Consider the following 17,035-nt stretch of genomic DNA (forward strand, 5'->3'; position numbering starts at 1 on the left):
AGTCTCCATGTACTGATTAACAACTTCCAGCGTGACCGTTCCAACGGTCGCAACAAAATAGGAGTTGGTCCAAAGGGATGGGATTCGTGATTTCAGATATGGAAACTCTTTCCTCAATATTCGCGATGTGTACCCTTTGAGATGTTTAACTGCCCTGTGGATCCCAAACTCCGGGTCACATTGAATGAGCAAATGCACATGATCGGGCATGATCTCCATACTTGAAACGTCACTTCCAGCTCTCTCGCTTTTTCCATGAACAGCTCTTTCAGCCGGTCACTTACAGGCGGAACCAGCACTTTGAACCGTTCCCAAATTCATCACCTATTGCCAATTTTACAAACATGCATTAGACATGCACAAGGTATCTAATTGAGGGAACAAAAAAAGCAAAAGATGGTCAGGCTTGCGAGAGGGGGAAAACCATCCCCTCCCTCGCCTGACGCTCGCTCTCATCCCCATAGCTGAAGCCAGGGGTTTTCTCGCTCGCAAAGATATAAGGAAGTTTTTCGGATCTGCCATTGATTTTGGGCAAGTTTTGTTAGATAGGCCAATGATTCATAAAATTTCTTCAATCGGCACATGTACCAGGAAGATAAACATATAACAAATCATATGGATCAATAGGAAAGGAGTGATGGGCATGGCAGACACACGGAACAAAGGCGACGGCCTCAAATTTTCTACGGAAGTGATTGAGACGATCGCCGGAATCGCCGCCAGTGAGATAGACGGCATCGTGTCGATGAGCGGCGGTGTGGTAGAAGATTTCGTGGAACGATTCGGCCGTAAAAACTTATCCAAAGGGGTTTCGGTTGATATCGAAGAACAAGAATTGAGGATCGACCTCAAAGTGATTGTCGAATATGGAACAAACGTTCCTGATCTCTATCAAAAAGCGTCTCTGGCGGTGGAGAAAGCCATCGAGAATATGACCGGGCTACATGTAGTAGAAGTGAATATGTATGTTGAAGGTGTCGTGGTGAGAGATGAACTCGACCAATTGGTAAGAGTCACAGATTAAATGAGAAAGAGGGAGTGGCTGGCTGCTAACCCCATCCCTCTCCTTCCATCGTATTGAAACACCGGCTGGTCACAGTGGCAAAGTGAACGATGCATTTTACCGTATACCTTAAAAATGAACGCAGCACGCCCGTATTTCCGGAACCATCAGCAAAGGTGGCAAACCCGGCCAGGATCATTTCCGGGCCGATTGATGAATCTTTTCTCGCCCCCGCAAAAACCCGCCCATATGGCCGTTTCGAAACGCCAGTACCTCTGACAAAATGCTCACCGCCACTTCTTCCGAAGTTTCGGCTCCGATGTCCAGGCCGACGGGATTGTACATTCTGGCCAGTTCTGCCTCTCCAAAGATAACTCCTTCCTTTTCCAGCGCCTCCAACATTCGCTGGCGGCGGGACCTCGGCCCGAGAACACCCACGTAAGGAGCGGGGGAGTTCAGGGCAAAACGGATGGCAGCCTGGTCCCGCTCCAGGTGGTGGTTCATCACGATGACAAATGTCCGCCTCCCGATCATCACCCGTTCTTCCCATGCATCCGCATGAGTCAGGATGATCCTGGCTCCCGGAAAGCGCTCCTCGTTTGCGTAGGCCGGGCGGGGGTCAATCACCGTCGTCCGGAACCCCAATTCCGCAGCCAATTTGGCCACAGGGATGGCATCGTGACCGGCACCGAAAATCATCAGCTCAAACGGGGGAAGATTGACATCGACGAAAATCTCTGCTTTTCCGCCACCGGACAAGAAAAACGTGGATGTCTCGGATCGGGGATAAAGGGTATCCAGTTTTTTCCTTGCCAGTTTGACGGCCAACTGGTTCAGCGAGGCGTCACCCAAGTCACCCGAAGGTTCACCTTCCTCGGGAATAAAGAGACGGGCACCGATGGGAAGATCCGGAGAAGAAGACTCCAAGAGAGTGGCCAACACGGCCGACCGTTCTTCCTTGAGGCACATGGACCACGCGGCAAAGGGTTCCCTTCCCGTGTCACGGGAATCATTTTCCTTCCGTCCGTCCGAGGATACTCCGTTCTCTCCCGTGAAACCTGGGTTTTCCGCATCCTCTCCGGCGGATGAAGGCGGAGTGTGCATCACCTTTGGCCCCCGGCTGTCCGGAACCGCTTCAATCCATATATCGACCATTCCCGGACATCCCAGCCCCAAACCCCACACCAGATCCTCGTCCAAATGATAGCTCTTGAGGATCGGCCGTCCGTCAGCCATCACTTGTTTGGCCACTTCCACCACATCAGGCTCCAGGCAGCCGCCGGAGATCACACCAGTCGTGTTTCCTTCCTCGTCGATCAGCAGTTTGGCTCCTTCGCGGCGATAGGCAGATCCTTTTACGCGTACGACAGTTGCCACAGCCATCTTCCGGCCCACGCGCTTCGTTTCTTCCATCGCTAAGGCGATTTCCCGATGCTCTTTCACGTCCGTCCCCTCCGATAATGGATGCGTTTGGCCAATTGCCGGAAAGAGGCCGGATCACAGGCCTCCGCAAATGTGTCGATATAAGGGAGGGCTGCTTTCATCCCTTTGGCCTCCGGTCGGTAACCCTGAAGGGTCAAGAGAGGGTTCAGCCAGATCACCCCTGCCACCCGGCGGCAGATCTCGGCCATCGCCCGGGACAACCCCTCCGGGTCCCCGATGTCCAATCCGTCGCTGGCAATGATCACCAGCGTGTCCTTCGTCAGCAGGCGCCAACCGTGGTAATCCAGAAAAAGTTTCAGCGATTCACCGATGCGCGTTCCCCCGTCCCACTCCATGCCCAAACCGGTCAACGTCGGCAGCCGTCCGTTCGCATCCATGCGGAGCCGGTCGGTCACACGGCGAATCCGTGTCGAGAAGACAAAAACTTCTACTCTACTCGCCTTTCGGGTGAGTGCGAACGCGAATTGGAGAAAACGCTCGGCGTAGGGAGCCATCGACCGACTCCCGTCACAGAAAAGGAGGAACCGAGCCTGACGTCGGAGACGGCCCGACCAAGACGGCAACACCATTTCGCCGCCCGAGGGGATGCTGTTCCGGAAGGAGCGGCGAAAGTCAAGGCGTTTGCCCTTCCGCATCGGCTGTAGACGGCGGCTTCGCCGGAGCCGGATTCGGGAGACCAGCGCGGCTGCCGCCTGCATCATCTCCTCCAAGCCGTCAGAAGGGATCCGGGCGATGGACCGCTTGGCGGAATGGACGGCACTGTAGCGGGCCACCCGAGCGAGGGGTACATCCCATTTTCCCCTCTCCGGTTCCAGAAAATCCGGTCCGGCAGCGTTACCGGATGAAGCGATCGCTGTATCGGGAAGGGATCGCTCTTCCTTCTCTCCGCCGACTGCCCCAGAGAACGCGTCGTTAAACTCTGCCGGGCTGAACTCCGTCCCTTTCCGTTTTCCAACAGGCGAATTTGGCCCATCTGACGGAGCCGACTCTTCCTCCACCCCTGCAGGCCTTTTCGCGTCACGCTCTCTCTTGCCTTCTCCCTTTTCCCGGATCGTCTGAATCGGCCGTCCGCCAGCGTTCGACTCGACGGCGAACAAGAAGTTATCGAAGAGCGTGTCGAACATCGCCTGTTCTTCCCGGTTGGAGCACAAGACGAGTCGCAACGCAGCAGCAAATGCCGTCTTGTCGCCGATGTCGACCACCTCGAGAGCGCGAAACATGTCGATCTCCTCCCCGGGACCGATGGAAAATCCGCGGGCGCGGAGCATGCGGCAAAACCGGAGCAAATGCTCGGCAAGATTGGGCTGTGGGAACAGGGAAGTTTGTATCACGCACAGATTCTCCTTTCCAATTCCCCGTTATAGCCGGGTGACGGGCAAAAGTTTCACTGAAAAAATGAGACCCTCTCCTCCATCAAGCTTCCAAACCGGCTTCCCGGAGCAGATTTCCTTTCTCCAACTCGTCCTCGATCGTCTCCCAGTCCTCCCGGTCCTTGACGAGGCAGCCGAGGGTTTCGCGAATGGTTTCCATGTTCAGCTCTCCCCGGTGCAGAGCCATTAGGGCCTGCGCCCAGTCCAGGCTTTCGGCAACACCGGGTACTTTGTGGAGAGCCATCGTTCGGATCCGCGCCATGACGCGGACAATCTGTTCAGACAGCCGACGATTGATTCCCGGTAGTTTCGCCTCCAGGATCTGAACCTCCTTATCCGCGTCAGGGTAGGGAATCCACAGATAGAGGCATCGGCGGCGCAGGGCATCACTAAGATCGCGGGTTCGGTTGGAAGTGAGTACGACGTATGGCCGGTGCTTGGCCCGGATCGTCCCCAGTTCCGGGATGGTCACCTGAAACTCCCCGAGGATCTCGAGGAGAAACGCCTCAAATTCCTCGTCTGCTCTGTCCACCTCGTCGATCAGGAGAACCGGGGAACCCTTTTCGTCGGAAATCGCCTCCAGGAGGGGCCTGCGGATCAAAAAAGAGGTGCTGAAGATCTCTTTTTCCTTCTCTTGCACCGATGCTCCGCTGTTTTCGGAGAGACGGATGTGCAACATCTGCTTTGGATAGTTCCACTCATACAGGGAAGTGTGAATATCCAGTCCCTCGTAGCATTGCAAGCGCACCAGACGGGTGTCCAACACCGTAGCCAACACCTTGGCGATTTCCGTCTTGCCCACCCCGGCGGGACCTTCCACCAGTAAGGGTTTCCTCAGGGCCCCCACCAAGTGAAGAGCGGTAACCACGGACCGGTCGGCAATGTAACCGTGTTCACGGAAAGCATCGTGAATCGACTGGATGCGATCGAGCATGGCACTGCGCCTCCTTCCCCATGGGTATTGCGAAAGAAAGGGCCGGGTCCGGCACCTGCATGCCCTCACCGACCTTTCGTCAACACTTTTGTCCGGACTCTCCGCAGAGACTTCCAGATTATATCAACAGCCTCTTCAACGCCCGGATGGTGTACACCCGAGTTAGATGGCGGCGATATTCTGCCGAGGCGAACAGGTCGCTGGCCATCTCCTGACCTTCCGACGCCAAGGCCGCCACCTCGAGGATCGTCTGTTCCGAGAGCTTTTTCCCCACCAGTGCCCGCTCCGCCTCCTCCGCCCGGTAAGCCGTGTCGGCGACACCGGTAATGCCGATCCGGGCATCATTCACCATCCCGTCCGGCCCGGTGCTCACGACGGCGGCCACGCCGACTACTGCGTACCCGGAGGCCGGGTGCGGATATTTGAGATAGGTGCTCTTCGCCCCTTCCGGTGGAATAGCGAAGGAAACGGAAGTCAGGATACTGTTTTCAGGGAGGGCGGTGATCAGCGGACCGAGGAAAAACCCGCCAGCGTCGAGGGTCTCCTTTCCGTCCGGCCCCTGCACCTCAAACTCCGCCTCCAAGGCCAAGGCTACTGCGGGCAGATCGGAAGCAGGGTCGGCGTGAGCCAAATTTCCCCCAACGGTGCCCCGGTTACGCACCTGGATATCCCCGATTTGCGATGCTGCCTCGGCCAGGACGGGAGCGTACTTCCGCACCAAAGGGTCGGCAGCCACCTGACGGTGGGTGGTAAGAGCTCCCACCACCAGTCGGTTTCCCTCCTTGCGGATACCGCTGAGTTCCTTGATCCGTCCTATGTCGATCAATTTCCCGGGAGACGTGAGCTTGATCTTCATCATGGGCAGGAGGCTGTGCCCCCCTGCCAGGAGCTTCGCCTCCCCGCCAGCTGCCTGGAGCAGCTTGACGGCTTCCTCCACCGAGGTGGCCCGTGTGTAATCAAACGCGCTGGGAATCACGCTTCTCTCCTCCCTTTCTGCATCGCTTTCCAGACCTTTTCAGGTGTCAGGGGCATATCCAGATCCTTCACCCCGAAGGGTTTTAGAGCGTCCACCACCGCGTTTACCACCGCCGGAGTGGAGGCGATCGTTCCGGTTTCCCCGATCCCCTTCACCCCGAGGGGATTGACGGGAGAGGGCGTCTCCGTGAACGCCGTCTCGAAGGCGGGAAAGAAACGGGCCTTGGGCATGGCATAATCCATGAACGTGCCGGAGATCAATTGCCCGTTTTCGTCGTAAACGGCCCCCTCCCAGAGAGCCTGACCGATCCCCTGGACAATCCCCCCGTGAACTTGCCCCTCGGCTACCATCGGATTGATCACCGGACCGGGATCATCGACAGCCACGTACTTCTTCAGCTTCACCTCGCCGGTTTCGCCGTCCACTTCCAGTATGCAGATGTGAGTGCCGAAGGGGTAGACAAAGTTGGCGGGATCGTAGAAGGACTGGGCTTCCAGAGAGGGTTCCACACCTTCCGGCAGGTTCCAAGCAAGATAGGCCTGCAGGGTGACCTCCTGGAAAGTGATCTTTTTGCCCGGAACCCCTTGCACTTGAAACGCACCGTCTTCGAAATCCAGGTCGGATTCAGAGACTTCCAGAGCATGGGCGGCGATCTTTTTCGCCTTCTCCAACACCCGGTCGCAGGCGATGGCGATCGCACTTCCACCCACCGGTGTCGTCCTGGAGCCGTAAGTTCCCCAACCCATGGAGATCCTGTTCGTGTCTCCGTGCACGATTTCGATGTCCTCAACGGGCACGCCTAACTTCTGAGACACGATCTGGGCGAAGGTGGTCTCCTCCCCCTGGCCGTGCGGGGAAGCACCGGTGAAAACGGAGATCTTGCCCGATGGATGGACACGGACGGTGGCGCTTTCCCAGAGTCCCCCCTGGAAGCCGACGGCACCAGCGACTTTTGAGGGACCCAGTCCGCAAATCTCCACATAGGTGGAAAATCCGATACCCAAGTAGCGTCCCTTTTTCCGCGCTTCTTCCTGCTCCTTGCGGAATTGATCGTAGTTGATCATCTCCAGGGCCTTGTTTAGCGCCCGGTGGTAGTTGCCGGAGTCGTACTGGAGCCCCAGAGCGTTGTCGAAGGGAAACTCATCCTCCCGGATCAGGTTTTTCCGGCGGATCTCCAGCGGATCCATGCCGATTTCATCAGCGAACAGGTCGATCATCCGCTCGATCTGATAGGTGGCCTCCGGCCGTCCCGCTCCCCGGTATGCATCGGTGGGTGTGGTGTTGGTCAACACCCCGATCACTTCCACGGCCGCCTTGGGAATCTTATAAGGACCCGGGGCGATCAGACCGAACAGAATGGTAGGAACACCGGGGGCCGCTGTCGATAAATAGGCACCCAGGTTGGCTGTGTTTTTGATCCGGAGGGCGGTCAAGGTTCCGTCCCGTTTGCCGGCCAGCTCGACATCAAGGATCATATCCCGGCCGTGGGTAGTCGTGGTGAAATGCTCTCTCCGGTCTTCCGTCCACTTGACCGGACGGCGAAGATCACGAGCCACGTAACCGACCAGCGCCTCATCGGGGTAGACAGCAATCTTGCAGCCGAATCCGCCGCCCACGTCGGGTGCCACCACCTGCAGCTTCGTCTCGGGAATTCCCAGCACGCCGGAGAGGATGAACCGGTGGATGTGAGGGTTTTGCGACGTGCACCAGATGGTCATCTCTCCACTGGACGGATTGTACTGGGCTACCGCCGCCCGGGTCTCCATCGGGTTGGGGATGAGGCGCTGCTGGTAGAAGCGCCGGCGGATCACCACCTCCGCCCGGTCGAAGACTTCGTCGGGCACTTCCCCCGCCTTCCAGTGAAAGGCGATGTTGTTAGGCACCCCTTCATGCAATTGCGGCGCCCCGTCCTTCATCGCCTCCTCCTGATTGACCACCGGCGGCAGCTCCTCGTACTCCACATCAATCAACTCCAGCGCATCCCGGACAGTGTATCGGTCCTCCGCCACCACCAAGGCGATGCCGTCTCCCACATAGCGCACCTGATCGACAGCGAGGGCGTGATGGGGAGGGGTTTTGATGTCGGAGTCGGGTACCAGCCAGGCCGTGGGAATCGTGCCCATCTTTCCTTCCAGGTCCTTTCCGGTGTAGACCGCGACCACCCCTGGCACCTGACGAGCTGCGGAAACATCGATCCGCTTGATGCGGGCATGGGCATGGGGGCTGCGCAGAACCGCCATGTACAACATACCCGGCAGTTGAATGTCATCCGTGAAGTTGCCTTTACCGGTTATCAGACGCGGGTCCTCCCGACGCTTCAGCGGTGTGCCAAAAACATTCGGCATCGTTAGCGCCCCCCTTCTCCACTGTCATCGCCTGCTGCGGCCACTTCACGATGCCCTTCCGATTCGGACATCCGAGCGGCTGCATACTGTACCGCACGGACAATGTTCTGATAGCCCGTGCACCGGCAGAGGACTCCTTCCAGCCCTTCCCGAATCTCCTCCTCCGTCGGGTTGAGATTTTGCTTCAACAGTCCCACCGCCGTCATCATCACTCCCGGTGTGCAGAATCCACATTGCAACCCGTGCTTCTCCCAGAAGCCTTCCTGAACGGGGTGCAAATTCTCCATGTCGCCCAGCCCTTCCACCGTGGTCACATCCGAGCCGTCAGCCTGAACCGCCAAGACAGTGCAGGACTTAACCGCCTCCCCGTCAAGCAGCACGGTGCATGCCCCGCACTGGCTGGTATCGCAGCCGATATGGGTGCCGACGAGCCCTAAACCGTCCCTGAGAAAATGAACCAACAGCATCCGGGGTTCTACCATCGCGCTCCTCCGGACTCCGTTGACCGTGACCGTCACGTTCACCTTTCCTGTTTCCATCAGGTGCACCTCCCGGAAATGGTTTCCCTCATTTGGGAGTCGAATGCCGGATTTCCTTCTCCACCGCCTTGAAGAACTGGCTGAGGATCAGCTTAGCCACGCTGCCCATGACCCGCTGTCCGACAGAGGCCAACACACCGGTCACATGCGCCTCCGCGTTACAGATCAGCACCGTACCCTCTTCTGCCTCTTCCAGCCGGATCCGTGCATCCCCCCGGATCTCGCCGGGCTTGCCCTTCCCGCTCATCGTAAGGCGGTAGGATTCCGGCTCGCGAAGTTCGGACAGCTTCACTTCTCCCGTAAACATGCCCTTGACGGGGCCGACATTGAGTCCAAGTTCAGCGCTGTAAACGCCCTCCGAAACCTCTTCCAGCTTCCGGCATCCCGGCAGAGAGCGCCGCAATACCTCCTCGTCCTGAAGAAACTTCCAGACAACCTTCCGCGAAGTTGAAAATGGATGCCGAACCTCGATCCTCAAATCATCTCCCCCTGACACAGCGATGGTTGTTCTTTGACAACTTACCGCCATTCCCACCGGCGACGGCCGGCTGTTTTGATCAAACCTCCTTCGCAACATAAAATCAAATGTCTCCAAACTTCGATTTCCATACGGAATATGTGACAGCGGTTTCAAAATAAATGTTCATTTGTAGCCCCCGTCATAAACGATATGTACTGCAGATTGAACCGCTCGCCACCACCCAAAGAATAGAAATTACCGGAAACTCCTGAAGGGAAGTTTCCCTTTCCGTAAGAGGCAATAGTCTCAAGCTGTTTTTTCTATAATAACAATATCACGAATAATGTTTTAATTCAATAAATTTAGTTCATATAAAATATATGAAATTATAAAAAAGATCAAACCAGAGAGCAAAAGCGCGGACAGTGTGTGTGCCTACGATCCGGATGAGACGTTGATGAGTCGGAAAACAAAAGGGCCGTTCCGGATGGAAAATTGGCTCGAATGGGGTTCCATTTATATCGATCACTTTTGCAAATCTATGTTTATATGCCAGCGCGAATGAGAGTTCCACCCTCCCGGCTTGAGAAATGCATCCGGTATGTAAGGGATCTGCGCTACATTTGAATGATCCCGGAAACTTGGAAAAGGAAACGTTTGTGCCATCAAACAAGGTCTTATGCGAAACAGATTGGTTTAAGTTAAAATTCCTGCTCAACCACCCTTAGATCTTCATAAGTATCAATGTCTGTATTCCATATTGAATTTTCGAAGGAAACCAATTTCAATTTGTGCTGATGTCGTTGGATGATGGATTTGCCTCCTTCATCTCCTTGTATTTTTTCAAACTCCTTATATAATTGACGGTCAAATAAAACCGGGTGTCCCTGCCGGCCGTTATATAGAGGCCTCACAATCAGAACACCGTGCGGCCGGCAGGTTCTGTAATCTTGCAGTAATTGTTCGACCACTAAGCAAGGTACTAACGGTTGATCCGCAAGGAAAATGATGGCCGCATCCGTTCGCCCCTCCAATGCCTTGATGCCTGTTTGGATCGAAGATGACATCCCCGTATGATAAGACTGGTTGGCAATGATTTCGACATCCCGTAAATCGGCTGTCTGCTTTTTAAATTCATCGACATGTTGTCCTCCGACCAAAATAACGGGGTTTAAGCCGGAGGCAAGGGCGGTTTCCACCGCATAGCGAAAAAGCGGTTTCCCTTTTAGGGACAGCAAGAGCTTAGGCTTGCCCATTCGTTTGGACATGCCCGCCCCAAGGATTAATGCTCCCACATTTGGCATGGATGGATCTCCTTTCACGGCAGTTGCCTGTCCCCCTGTCCGGAAATCGGTTCCGATTGAAACCGGCATCGTCCATCAACAAGAGAACCTTTAAGTTAACCAGTTTCCCACACTTCGGGATTGATTAAGTTGGGAGGACGCTCACCGGTAACCCCTTTTACCAGATTTTCAGCCGCCAGCTTGGCCATTTTAAACCGGGTTTCAAAGGTGGCCGATCCAATGTGCGGCAAGGTGACGACATTGTTGAGCCGGAGCAACGGATTCTCCGGATCGATCGGCTCCTGCTGGTAGACGTCCAGCCCCGCCGCCAGGATGGTGCCATTTTGCAAGGCAGCGACCAGGTCTTTTTCATTCACCGTTTTTCCCCGGGAACCATTAATGAAGATCGCTGATTTTTTCATCTTCTTAAACTCGTTCTCACCCATCAGATTTTCGGTTTCCGGAGTCAAAGGCACCATCAGGCAAACGAAATCGGATTCTGCAAGCAATTCATCCAGACTGCAAAACCTGGCCCCGTATTTTTGTTCCGCTTCGAAGTTTCGCGAACGATTGTGATACAAAATCTTCATATCAAAACCCAAATGGGCTCTTTTGGCAATGGCCGAACCGATTCTGCCCATCCCGATGATGCCGAGCACTTTATGATGGACATCGACTCCAAATAAATCTTCGTCAATCATCTGATTCCATTGACCCTTTTTTACGTAGAGGTCCAGCTCAGAAATTCTTCTGGCCGTGGCAAGAAGCAGCCCAAAGATCGCATCAGCCGTGGTCTCGTTGAGCACATCCGGCGTATGGGTGGCCATGATCTTGCGCTTCGTCAGCTCCGGAATATCGAGATTGTCATATCCGACCGAGATCGTACTGACAACTTTTAAGAGAGGGGCCCGATCCAGCAACTCCCTATTTACTTTTAATTTCGTACCCATAATCCCGTGAGCCTCTTTGAGCTCCTGGAGAAAGTGCGGATCCTGCGGGGAGTTCAAATGTTCAAAATAAACGGTCTCGCATTTTTCTTCGATCTCAGCCTTAATTTCTCGGGGAATTCGATGATAAACGATCACTTTGGGTTTCATCCATTCTCTCTCCCGAATATATCAAATTAGAAAGGATGCTAGTTCAAAAAGTTCCGGAACACTATCCGTTCCCGTAATATCAAATCGTTGAATTTGAGTGTTAAAGCCATTTATTCTTATGGTTGATCGTTGAATCCTTACGGTGATATCCGCTTCATTATATTATAATGAAAAAACGGGAGGGGAACATTTTGAATCGTGCATGGACAGCCGTAATGAATCACAGGGAGTTTTGGATGGATTATTTTTTTCTTGAGACCGATCCGGAAACCTGGAAACATGAGTTTATGTTAGACGATGAACCCTTTATCTACGAATACGAAAATCCAATCCGTTTCCCGATTACCAAGCATATGGGTCTCCTCTTGGAGATGGGTCCATATCTGCCCGGCACCTCTTTGAAAGTCTATGATCTTTCTACTCCTGACGGGATTGAAATTGGAAAGTTCGATGATTCACATCCGCACGCCGTCGTGTTGCGCTTTGAAGAAGCAGCGGCACTAGGCGACTTTCTTGCCCCGCAAGTTCCTGAGTATCCGGAGGCTCCATACATCTTGCTCAGCAACTTTATGGCTATCACGGTTGATGATGATTTGGAACGGGTCCATCAAAAAACAAAAACGGCCTGGCAATCATTGGAGCTGTTTTCAGGCGATTTCATACAGCAAGAAGTCATCGATCGAATGTGCTATCCCATCAAAGGTATCCAATTTAACCATCACCCCGTATATGGGTGGTATTGTGATGGAGAAGCATCTTTTCTCAGTTTACGGACTCTTGACAATAAAGATTTTCCCTTTGCAAAACTTCAGGAATTACTAAAGAAAATAGGACTGTAGCAGGAAAAGCGACCAGCTGTTGGTCGTCGTTTACGTGGTGTCCTCGGCAGCGGGGAAAGGGATCCCCTTCATGTTCCAGATGGGTATGGGGATGGCAGGGTCAACCCTCTTCAGCATAGGCGCCGCAGCATCCCCTTCGGTGTTGCCGCAATTGATTGAAACAGCGCAGCTCATTGAATCCAAAGTTGAAAGAGCCCCTCTGTGATTCCTAAATGATACAGGTAGTAAAAGCCAAAACATGTGCTGATGGCACCGGTCACCCGAGTCAGTAATTGATGGATGCTGCCCTTTTTGACGGTAAGTACAAACGGAATTCCGATCATGGTTGTAACAAGGAACATTCCCACGACCGTTCCCGCCCCGAAGATGAGAATATACAGGGCACCCTCCCATGCATGTCTTACTGTGCTCATCGACAGCAGAACCATCGCGGCGCTTCCAGCGAGACCATGGACCATCCCCACCAGTGCCGATTGAAAATAAGAAACCTTTCTCCGTTCATGGTCGGAATTGATCCTGCCGGGCTTACGTAAATGAAAATGTTTAGGCAGTACGCTGTCCTGCTTAATGGAGAAAATGTTCACTATTCCCAGATAGACAAGCATCAGGCCGACGGTGAATTCCAGGGACAGCGCCCACTTCCCGGGAATTGTTCCTTTCATCAGAATCAGTGCCATACAAACGATGAATAAAGTTACCGAATGCCCCATTCCCCAGAACACACCGGCTAACGAAGAGCGCCATAATTTTTTGCTCCGGCCGGCAATCGTAGATACCGCGATCACATGATCGGGTTCCATGGCATGTTTGATTCCCAGCAAGAAACCCAATGCCAGAACGGAGAGTAAATCCGTTTCCATGCACTCACTCCCAACAGATTCGAACTGAAAAATGCTATGAAAGCTTTCGCAAAATCTCGTTCATCGAACCGGAGCGATATCCTTCCAGATCAAGCGCTACATAGGTAAACCCTTCCTCTTTTAACACGGTTGTGATTTGATCGGCATAGGCGAGTACTTTTTCAAACTCTTCGCGCGGCACTTCAATCCGGGCGATGGTATCATGATGCCGAATGCGCAGCGTCCGGAAACCAAGGTCTCTCAGCGCTTGTTCTCCCCTGTCCAATTGTCTCACTTTTTCAAGGGTGATCCGCTGCCCATACGGAATACGGGAGGACAAGCAAGCGAAAGAAGGTTTATCCCAATTCGGCAAGCCCATTTCCCGTGCCAATTGGCGAATCTCCTCCTTGTAGAAGCCTGCCTCTTGTAACACACTGCGGACTTCATATTCTTTTGCCGCCTTGCGGCCGGGCCGGTAATCGCCTAAATCATCCATGTTGGCGCCATCGAGAATCCAGGGGATGTTTCGTTCTTTCGCCAGACGGGTGAGCGTAGCATAAAGGCCAGCTTTACAGTAGTAGCAACGATCCGGGTTGTTGGCGACAAAATGGGGATTTTCCATTTCAACAATTTGGATGATCTCATGTTGAACTCCCAGTTGCCCGGCCAGCTCGATCGCCTCGTTTAACTCCCGCTCCGGAAATGTCTCGGAATCGGCTGTGACCGCCAATACCTTGTCTCCCAACTCTTCGGCCGCCCGCGCCAGTACAAAGGTAGAATCGATGCCTGCCGAAAATGCGACAATCACTTGCTCCATGTCGTGCAGAATCCGGCCTAACTTTTTATTTTTTTCCCTTAAATCCATGCCCTCTCCCTCCTGTGATAAGAAAAGGTGGAGCGTGAGTCCGGGAACTCACGCTGTTCTTCGTTTGTTGTTTACGGCTTGATAAACACGGTTTTCACGGCCGTAAAGAACTCAATCGCGGCGCGCCCCTGTTCTCTCGAATGGGAGCTGGATTGTTTCATTCCGCCAAATGGAGCCTGCAACTCGACACCCGCTGTTTCCGCATTGATCCGGACAAGACCGGCATCGATGTCTTGAATAAAGGCTAAAATATGGCCGATGTTTTTGGTAAAAATCGATGCGCTTAAGCCGTACTCCACATCATTGGCCAGCTCAATCGCTTCTTCCAGGCTGTCCACTTTCATCAGGGCCAGTACGGGACCGAAGATCTCTTCTTGGGCAATCGTCATGCCGGAGTTCACATGTTCAAATACCGTAGGCTCCACATAAAATCCGTTTTTGAGGGCTTCACCGTCCGGCTGTTTCCCGCCGCAAAGCAGTGTCGCCCCTTCTTCCACCCCTTTTTCAATATAATGGAGAACGGTTCTTAACTGTTTTTCGCTCGCGCACGGACCCATCCAGGTCTCTTTTTCCCGGCCATCACCTATTTTCAGCTCATTCACCCTGGCTAGCAATTTTTCTTTAAACGGCTCATAAACCGCACGTTCAACGATGACCCGGCTGGTCGCCGTACACTTTTGTCCTGTCGAGCGCAAACCGCCAATGATCGTAGCTTCGACAGCTTGGTCCAGGTCTGCGTCCGCCAACACGATCACCGGATTTTTTCCGCCCATCTCCAATTGGTATTTCGCCCCGCGGGCCAAAGCCGTTTGACCCACGCTTTTGCCCACTTGTTCCGATCCGGTAAAGGTGACTCCGTCAATACCCGGATGTGCGGCGATTCCATGGCCAATGACTGGGCCGTCGCCCATCACCATGTTGACAACTCCGGCCGGAACCCCCGCTTCGGCAAAACATTGAATCACTTTTGCAGCCGTCACAGCGGTTTCCTGTGCCGGTTTAAAGACCACCGTATTTCCGTAGATCAACGCGGGAGCGATTTTCCAGACGGGAATGGCAACGGGAAAATTCCACGGGGTAATGACGCCAACGACCCCCAGCGGAACACGGGTCGTGAACATCAATGCCTCACTGTCGGTGGACGGAATCACATTTCCGATTTCCCGCATCCCCTCACCTGCATAATAACGCAGGATGGCAACACCTCTGGCTGTTTCTCCTTTGGCTTCGGGCAGGGTTTTCCCCATTTCCCTGGTCATCGTTTCAGCGATTTCGTCCGTTCGCTTTTCGAGGATGTCTGCCACTTTATAGAGATAATCGCCTCTTGTAGCACCGGAGAGCTTGCGCCAACCGATCTGTGCGGATTTGGCGGCCTGTACGGCCCTGTCTAAGTCCTCTTTGCCCGATTTTTGCACATATCCCACGATTTCGGATTTGTTTGCCGGGTTTATGCTGGCATCTAACTGCTGGGTGGATGCCGCTACCCATTCCCCGTTCACATAGTTTCGGTAAGTAACGGTTTGTTGGGCTTGTGTCGTCATCTGGCATTACCTCCTGCAAGGATGATCAGAAAGTGGGTCCAATTCTCCAAATACCAAAATCATGCTGTTTTAAGATTTCCGACTTGGTCAACTTTCCTGAGGCCACCGACACGATTTCCGCAAAAATCCTCCGGCCGACGTCTTCAATCGTCTCAGTGCCCTCAATGATCGTTCCCGCATTCACATCCATATTGTCTTTCATTTTTTCAAACATCGGTGTGTTGGTGGCAATCTTAATCACGGGGGCGATCGGAGAACCGGTGGGGGTTCCCCGTCCGCTGGTAAACAGGACGATCTGCGCCCCTCCGGCCACCATCCCGGTTAATTGCTCGATATCGTGGCCGGGCGTGTCCATCCATACCAATCCTTTTTTTGAAGGGATCTGCGCATAATCAATCAGTTCCTGTAAGGGACGGGTTCCTGCTTTGGCTGCCGCTCCCAGTGATTTTTCTTCCAGCGTGGTGAGCCCTCCCTTTATATTGCCGGGACTGGGGTTGCCGGTCCGGATATCCACCCCCATCCGGATGGCGCGATTCTCCATGGCTTGAATCACTTCATAAACGCGCTTGGCGACCTTATCATCCACTGCCCGGTCAGCCAGCAAATGCTCCGCGCCGATCAGCTCGGTGGTCTCGGCCAGGATGGCCGTACCGCCGTGATCGACAATGAGATCGCTGACCACGCCAACGGCCGGGTTGGCGGATAGTCCCGAGCACGCGTCGGAACCCCCGCACTCTGTCCCCACAATCAATTCGCTGAAGTCAAAAGGTTCACGCGACAAGGCCGATGCGTCCTGAACCATTTGCGCGGCGATTTTCGCTCCCTGTGCAATGGCCATCAGCGTTCCGCCGTAATCTTGAATGGAAACCACTTCGACCGGCTTTCCGCTTTTGGCAATCTCTGCGGCAATCTCTCTTGCCTGATGGGTTTCACAACCGAGTCCCAACACGACGACCCCGTACACATTGGAATTTGTCCCCAATCCCACATAGGTCCGGAATGTTTGTTCATAATCGGCTCCTACCTGGGCACAGCCGTGTTGATGAATAAAGGAAACGGTCCCGTGAACCAGCTGGGTAATCTGATGAGCCGCCTGTGTCGCACAGGTGATGGTCGGCAGAATCAGCACATGATTCCGCACGCCCATCCGACCATCCGGCCGCCGGTAACCCCAAAGTTTATTTTGCATGGCTCATCTTGTCCCCTCTTCCTCGTTTTCCTTCCACATTGTGGATATGGACATGCTCACCCACCGCAATATCTTTAACAGCCAGGCCGATCACTTCTCCGTACTTGATCACGTCTTCTCCGGATTTGATGGGAACAACGGCAAATTTGTGGCCAAATTCGATCAAATCTTTTAGTTTCACCGTCATGATTTTGCCCCGGCATTTCATCTGGACAACCGTGCCCGCCGGAATGTTGCTCAATGCGACAGCCACGTTGTCTTGAGGTTTCATCATCACCGTCTTGTAAACTGTCTCCATGGTTCGGCCTCCTT

Annotated in this window: 16 protein-coding genes and 1 pseudogene; 2 read left to right on the plus strand and 15 right to left on the minus strand. The window is 53.8% G+C overall.

The window, feature by feature from the left end; all coding sequences use genetic code 11:
- Nucleotides 1-308: pseudogene (gene tnpA, locus BMW55_RS17875) on the minus strand (IS200/IS605 family transposase); the annotation flags it as partial.
- A gap of 335 nt (nucleotides 309-643) precedes the next feature.
- Between tnpA and BMW55_RS17880 the strand changes: the two are divergent.
- The gene (locus tag BMW55_RS17880) at nucleotides 644-1,024 is read left to right on the plus strand and encodes an Asp23/Gls24 family envelope stress response protein (RefSeq protein WP_211663689.1); all 381 of its coding nucleotides are present in this window, start codon (nucleotides 644-646) and stop codon (nucleotides 1,022-1,024) included.
- Nucleotides 1,025-1,198: 174 nt separating this feature from the next.
- On the opposite strand, the gene BMW55_RS17885 is transcribed toward BMW55_RS17880, so the two are convergent.
- The 9 genes from BMW55_RS17885 to BMW55_RS17925 form a co-directional block, all read right to left on the minus strand.
- On the minus strand, nucleotides 1,199-2,446 hold the full coding sequence (locus BMW55_RS17885) for an XdhC family protein (protein WP_089973036.1): 1,248 nt from the start codon (nucleotides 2,444-2,446) through the stop codon (nucleotides 1,199-1,201).
- Nucleotides 2,443-3,777 (minus strand): vWA domain-containing protein, encoded by a 1,335-nt coding sequence (locus BMW55_RS17890; RefSeq protein ID WP_089973039.1) that lies wholly within the window; start codon nucleotides 3,775-3,777, stop codon nucleotides 2,443-2,445. The genes BMW55_RS17885 and BMW55_RS17890 overlap by 4 nt, the downstream gene beginning before the upstream one ends.
- A gap of 82 nt (nucleotides 3,778-3,859) precedes the next feature.
- A complete protein-coding gene (locus BMW55_RS17895) occupies nucleotides 3,860-4,750 on the minus strand; it encodes an AAA family ATPase (RefSeq protein WP_089973042.1) in 891 nt (296 codons plus the stop codon).
- Between the two features lie 118 nt (nucleotides 4,751-4,868).
- Nucleotides 4,869-5,726 (minus strand): FAD binding domain-containing protein, encoded by an 858-nt coding sequence (locus BMW55_RS17900; protein WP_089973045.1) that lies wholly within the window; start codon nucleotides 5,724-5,726, stop codon nucleotides 4,869-4,871.
- Nucleotides 5,723-8,071: a xanthine dehydrogenase family protein molybdopterin-binding subunit gene (locus BMW55_RS17905; RefSeq protein ID WP_089973048.1), complete on the minus strand. Its 2,349-nt coding sequence runs from the start codon at nucleotides 8,069-8,071 to the stop codon at nucleotides 5,723-5,725. Before BMW55_RS17905 ends, BMW55_RS17900 begins: the two co-directional genes overlap by 4 nt.
- Nucleotides 8,072-8,073: 2 nt before the next feature.
- On the minus strand, nucleotides 8,074-8,610 hold the full coding sequence (locus tag BMW55_RS17910; RefSeq protein ID WP_089973051.1) for a (2Fe-2S)-binding protein: 537 nt from the start codon (nucleotides 8,608-8,610) through the stop codon (nucleotides 8,074-8,076).
- A gap of 28 nt (nucleotides 8,611-8,638) precedes the next feature.
- Nucleotides 8,639-9,088 (minus strand): SRPBCC family protein, encoded by a 450-nt coding sequence (locus tag BMW55_RS17915; protein WP_089973131.1) that lies wholly within the window; start codon nucleotides 9,086-9,088, stop codon nucleotides 8,639-8,641.
- Nucleotides 9,089-9,771: 683 nt separating this feature from the next.
- A complete protein-coding gene (locus tag BMW55_RS17920; protein WP_170840017.1) occupies nucleotides 9,772-10,374 on the minus strand; it encodes a nucleotidyltransferase family protein in 603 nt (200 codons plus the stop codon).
- A 95-nt stretch (nucleotides 10,375-10,469) separates the two neighbouring features.
- Nucleotides 10,470-11,450 (minus strand): 2-hydroxyacid dehydrogenase, encoded by a 981-nt coding sequence (locus BMW55_RS17925; RefSeq protein ID WP_089973056.1) that lies wholly within the window; start codon nucleotides 11,448-11,450, stop codon nucleotides 10,470-10,472.
- 191 nt (nucleotides 11,451-11,641) lie between these two features.
- Between BMW55_RS17925 and BMW55_RS17930 the strand changes: the two genes are divergently transcribed.
- Nucleotides 11,642-12,289, plus strand: a complete 648-nt coding sequence (locus tag BMW55_RS17930; protein WP_089973059.1) for a hypothetical protein — start codon at nucleotides 11,642-11,644, stop codon at nucleotides 12,287-12,289.
- A gap of 170 nt (nucleotides 12,290-12,459) precedes the next feature.
- Here BMW55_RS17930 and BMW55_RS17935 read toward each other — a convergent pair whose 3' ends face one another.
- The 5 genes from BMW55_RS17935 to BMW55_RS17955 all read right to left on the minus strand — a co-directional run bounded on the left by BMW55_RS17935 (nucleotide 12,460) and on the right by BMW55_RS17955 (nucleotide 17,021).
- Entirely contained in the window at nucleotides 12,460-13,149 is a 690-nt protein-coding gene (locus BMW55_RS17935) for an urease accessory protein UreH domain-containing protein (RefSeq protein ID WP_089973062.1), read from the minus strand.
- A gap of 34 nt (nucleotides 13,150-13,183) precedes the next feature.
- Nucleotides 13,184-13,993, minus strand: a complete 810-nt coding sequence (gene larE / locus BMW55_RS17940) for an ATP-dependent sacrificial sulfur transferase LarE (RefSeq protein ID WP_089973063.1) — start codon at nucleotides 13,991-13,993, stop codon at nucleotides 13,184-13,186.
- Nucleotides 13,994-14,064: 71 nt separating this feature from the next.
- A complete protein-coding gene (gene gucD, locus BMW55_RS17945) occupies nucleotides 14,065-15,534 on the minus strand; it encodes an alpha-ketoglutaric semialdehyde dehydrogenase GucD (RefSeq protein WP_089973066.1) in 1,470 nt (489 codons plus the stop codon).
- 25 nt (nucleotides 15,535-15,559) lie between these two features.
- Nucleotides 15,560-16,723: a UxaA family hydrolase gene (locus tag BMW55_RS17950; RefSeq protein WP_089973069.1), complete on the minus strand. Its 1,164-nt coding sequence runs from the start codon at nucleotides 16,721-16,723 to the stop codon at nucleotides 15,560-15,562.
- The gene (locus BMW55_RS17955) at nucleotides 16,713-17,021 is read right to left on the minus strand and encodes a UxaA family hydrolase (RefSeq protein ID WP_089973071.1); all 309 of its coding nucleotides are present in this window, start codon (nucleotides 17,019-17,021) and stop codon (nucleotides 16,713-16,715) included. The genes BMW55_RS17950 and BMW55_RS17955 overlap by 11 nt, the downstream gene beginning before the upstream one ends.
- Between the last annotated feature and the right edge of the window lie 14 nt (nucleotides 17,022-17,035).

This window comes from Lihuaxuella thermophila, assembly GCF_900110165.1.
In the GTDB taxonomy this organism is placed as follows: domain Bacteria; phylum Bacillota; class Bacilli; order Thermoactinomycetales; family Thermoactinomycetaceae; genus Lihuaxuella; species Lihuaxuella thermophila.

Bases quoted from the DNA above. Each gene is read 5' to 3' on its own strand.
- BMW55_RS17895 (WP_089973042.1), bottom strand. From the start codon at position 4,750: ATGCTCGATCGCATCCAGTCGATTCACGATGCTTTCCGTGAACACGGT.
- BMW55_RS17905 (WP_089973048.1), bottom strand. From the start codon at position 8,071: ATGCCGAATGTTTTTGGCACACCGCTGAAGCGTCGGGAGGACCCGCGT.
- gucD (WP_089973066.1), bottom strand. From the start codon at position 15,534: ATGACGACACAAGCCCAACAAACCGTTACTTACCGAAACTATGTGAAC.
- BMW55_RS17955 (WP_089973071.1), bottom strand. From the start codon at position 17,021: ATGGAGACAGTTTACAAGACGGTGATGATGAAACCTCAAGACAACGTG.
- larE (WP_089973063.1), bottom strand. From the start codon at position 13,993: ATGGATTTAAGGGAAAAAAATAAAAAGTTAGGCCGGATTCTGCACGAC.
- BMW55_RS17950 (WP_089973069.1), bottom strand. From the start codon at position 16,723: ATGCAAAATAAACTTTGGGGTTACCGGCGGCCGGATGGTCGGATGGGC.
- BMW55_RS17880 (WP_211663689.1), top strand. From the start codon at position 644: ATGGCAGACACACGGAACAAAGGCGACGGCCTCAAATTTTCTACGGAA.
- BMW55_RS17920 (WP_170840017.1), bottom strand. From the start codon at position 10,374: ATGCCAAATGTGGGAGCATTAATCCTTGGGGCGGGCATGTCCAAACGA.
- BMW55_RS17935 (WP_089973062.1), bottom strand. From the start codon at position 13,149: ATGGAAACGGATTTACTCTCCGTTCTGGCATTGGGTTTCTTGCTGGGA.
- BMW55_RS17925 (WP_089973056.1), bottom strand. From the start codon at position 11,450: ATGAAACCCAAAGTGATCGTTTATCATCGAATTCCCCGAGAAATTAAG.
- BMW55_RS17910 (WP_089973051.1), bottom strand. From the start codon at position 8,610: ATGGAAACAGGAAAGGTGAACGTGACGGTCACGGTCAACGGAGTCCGG.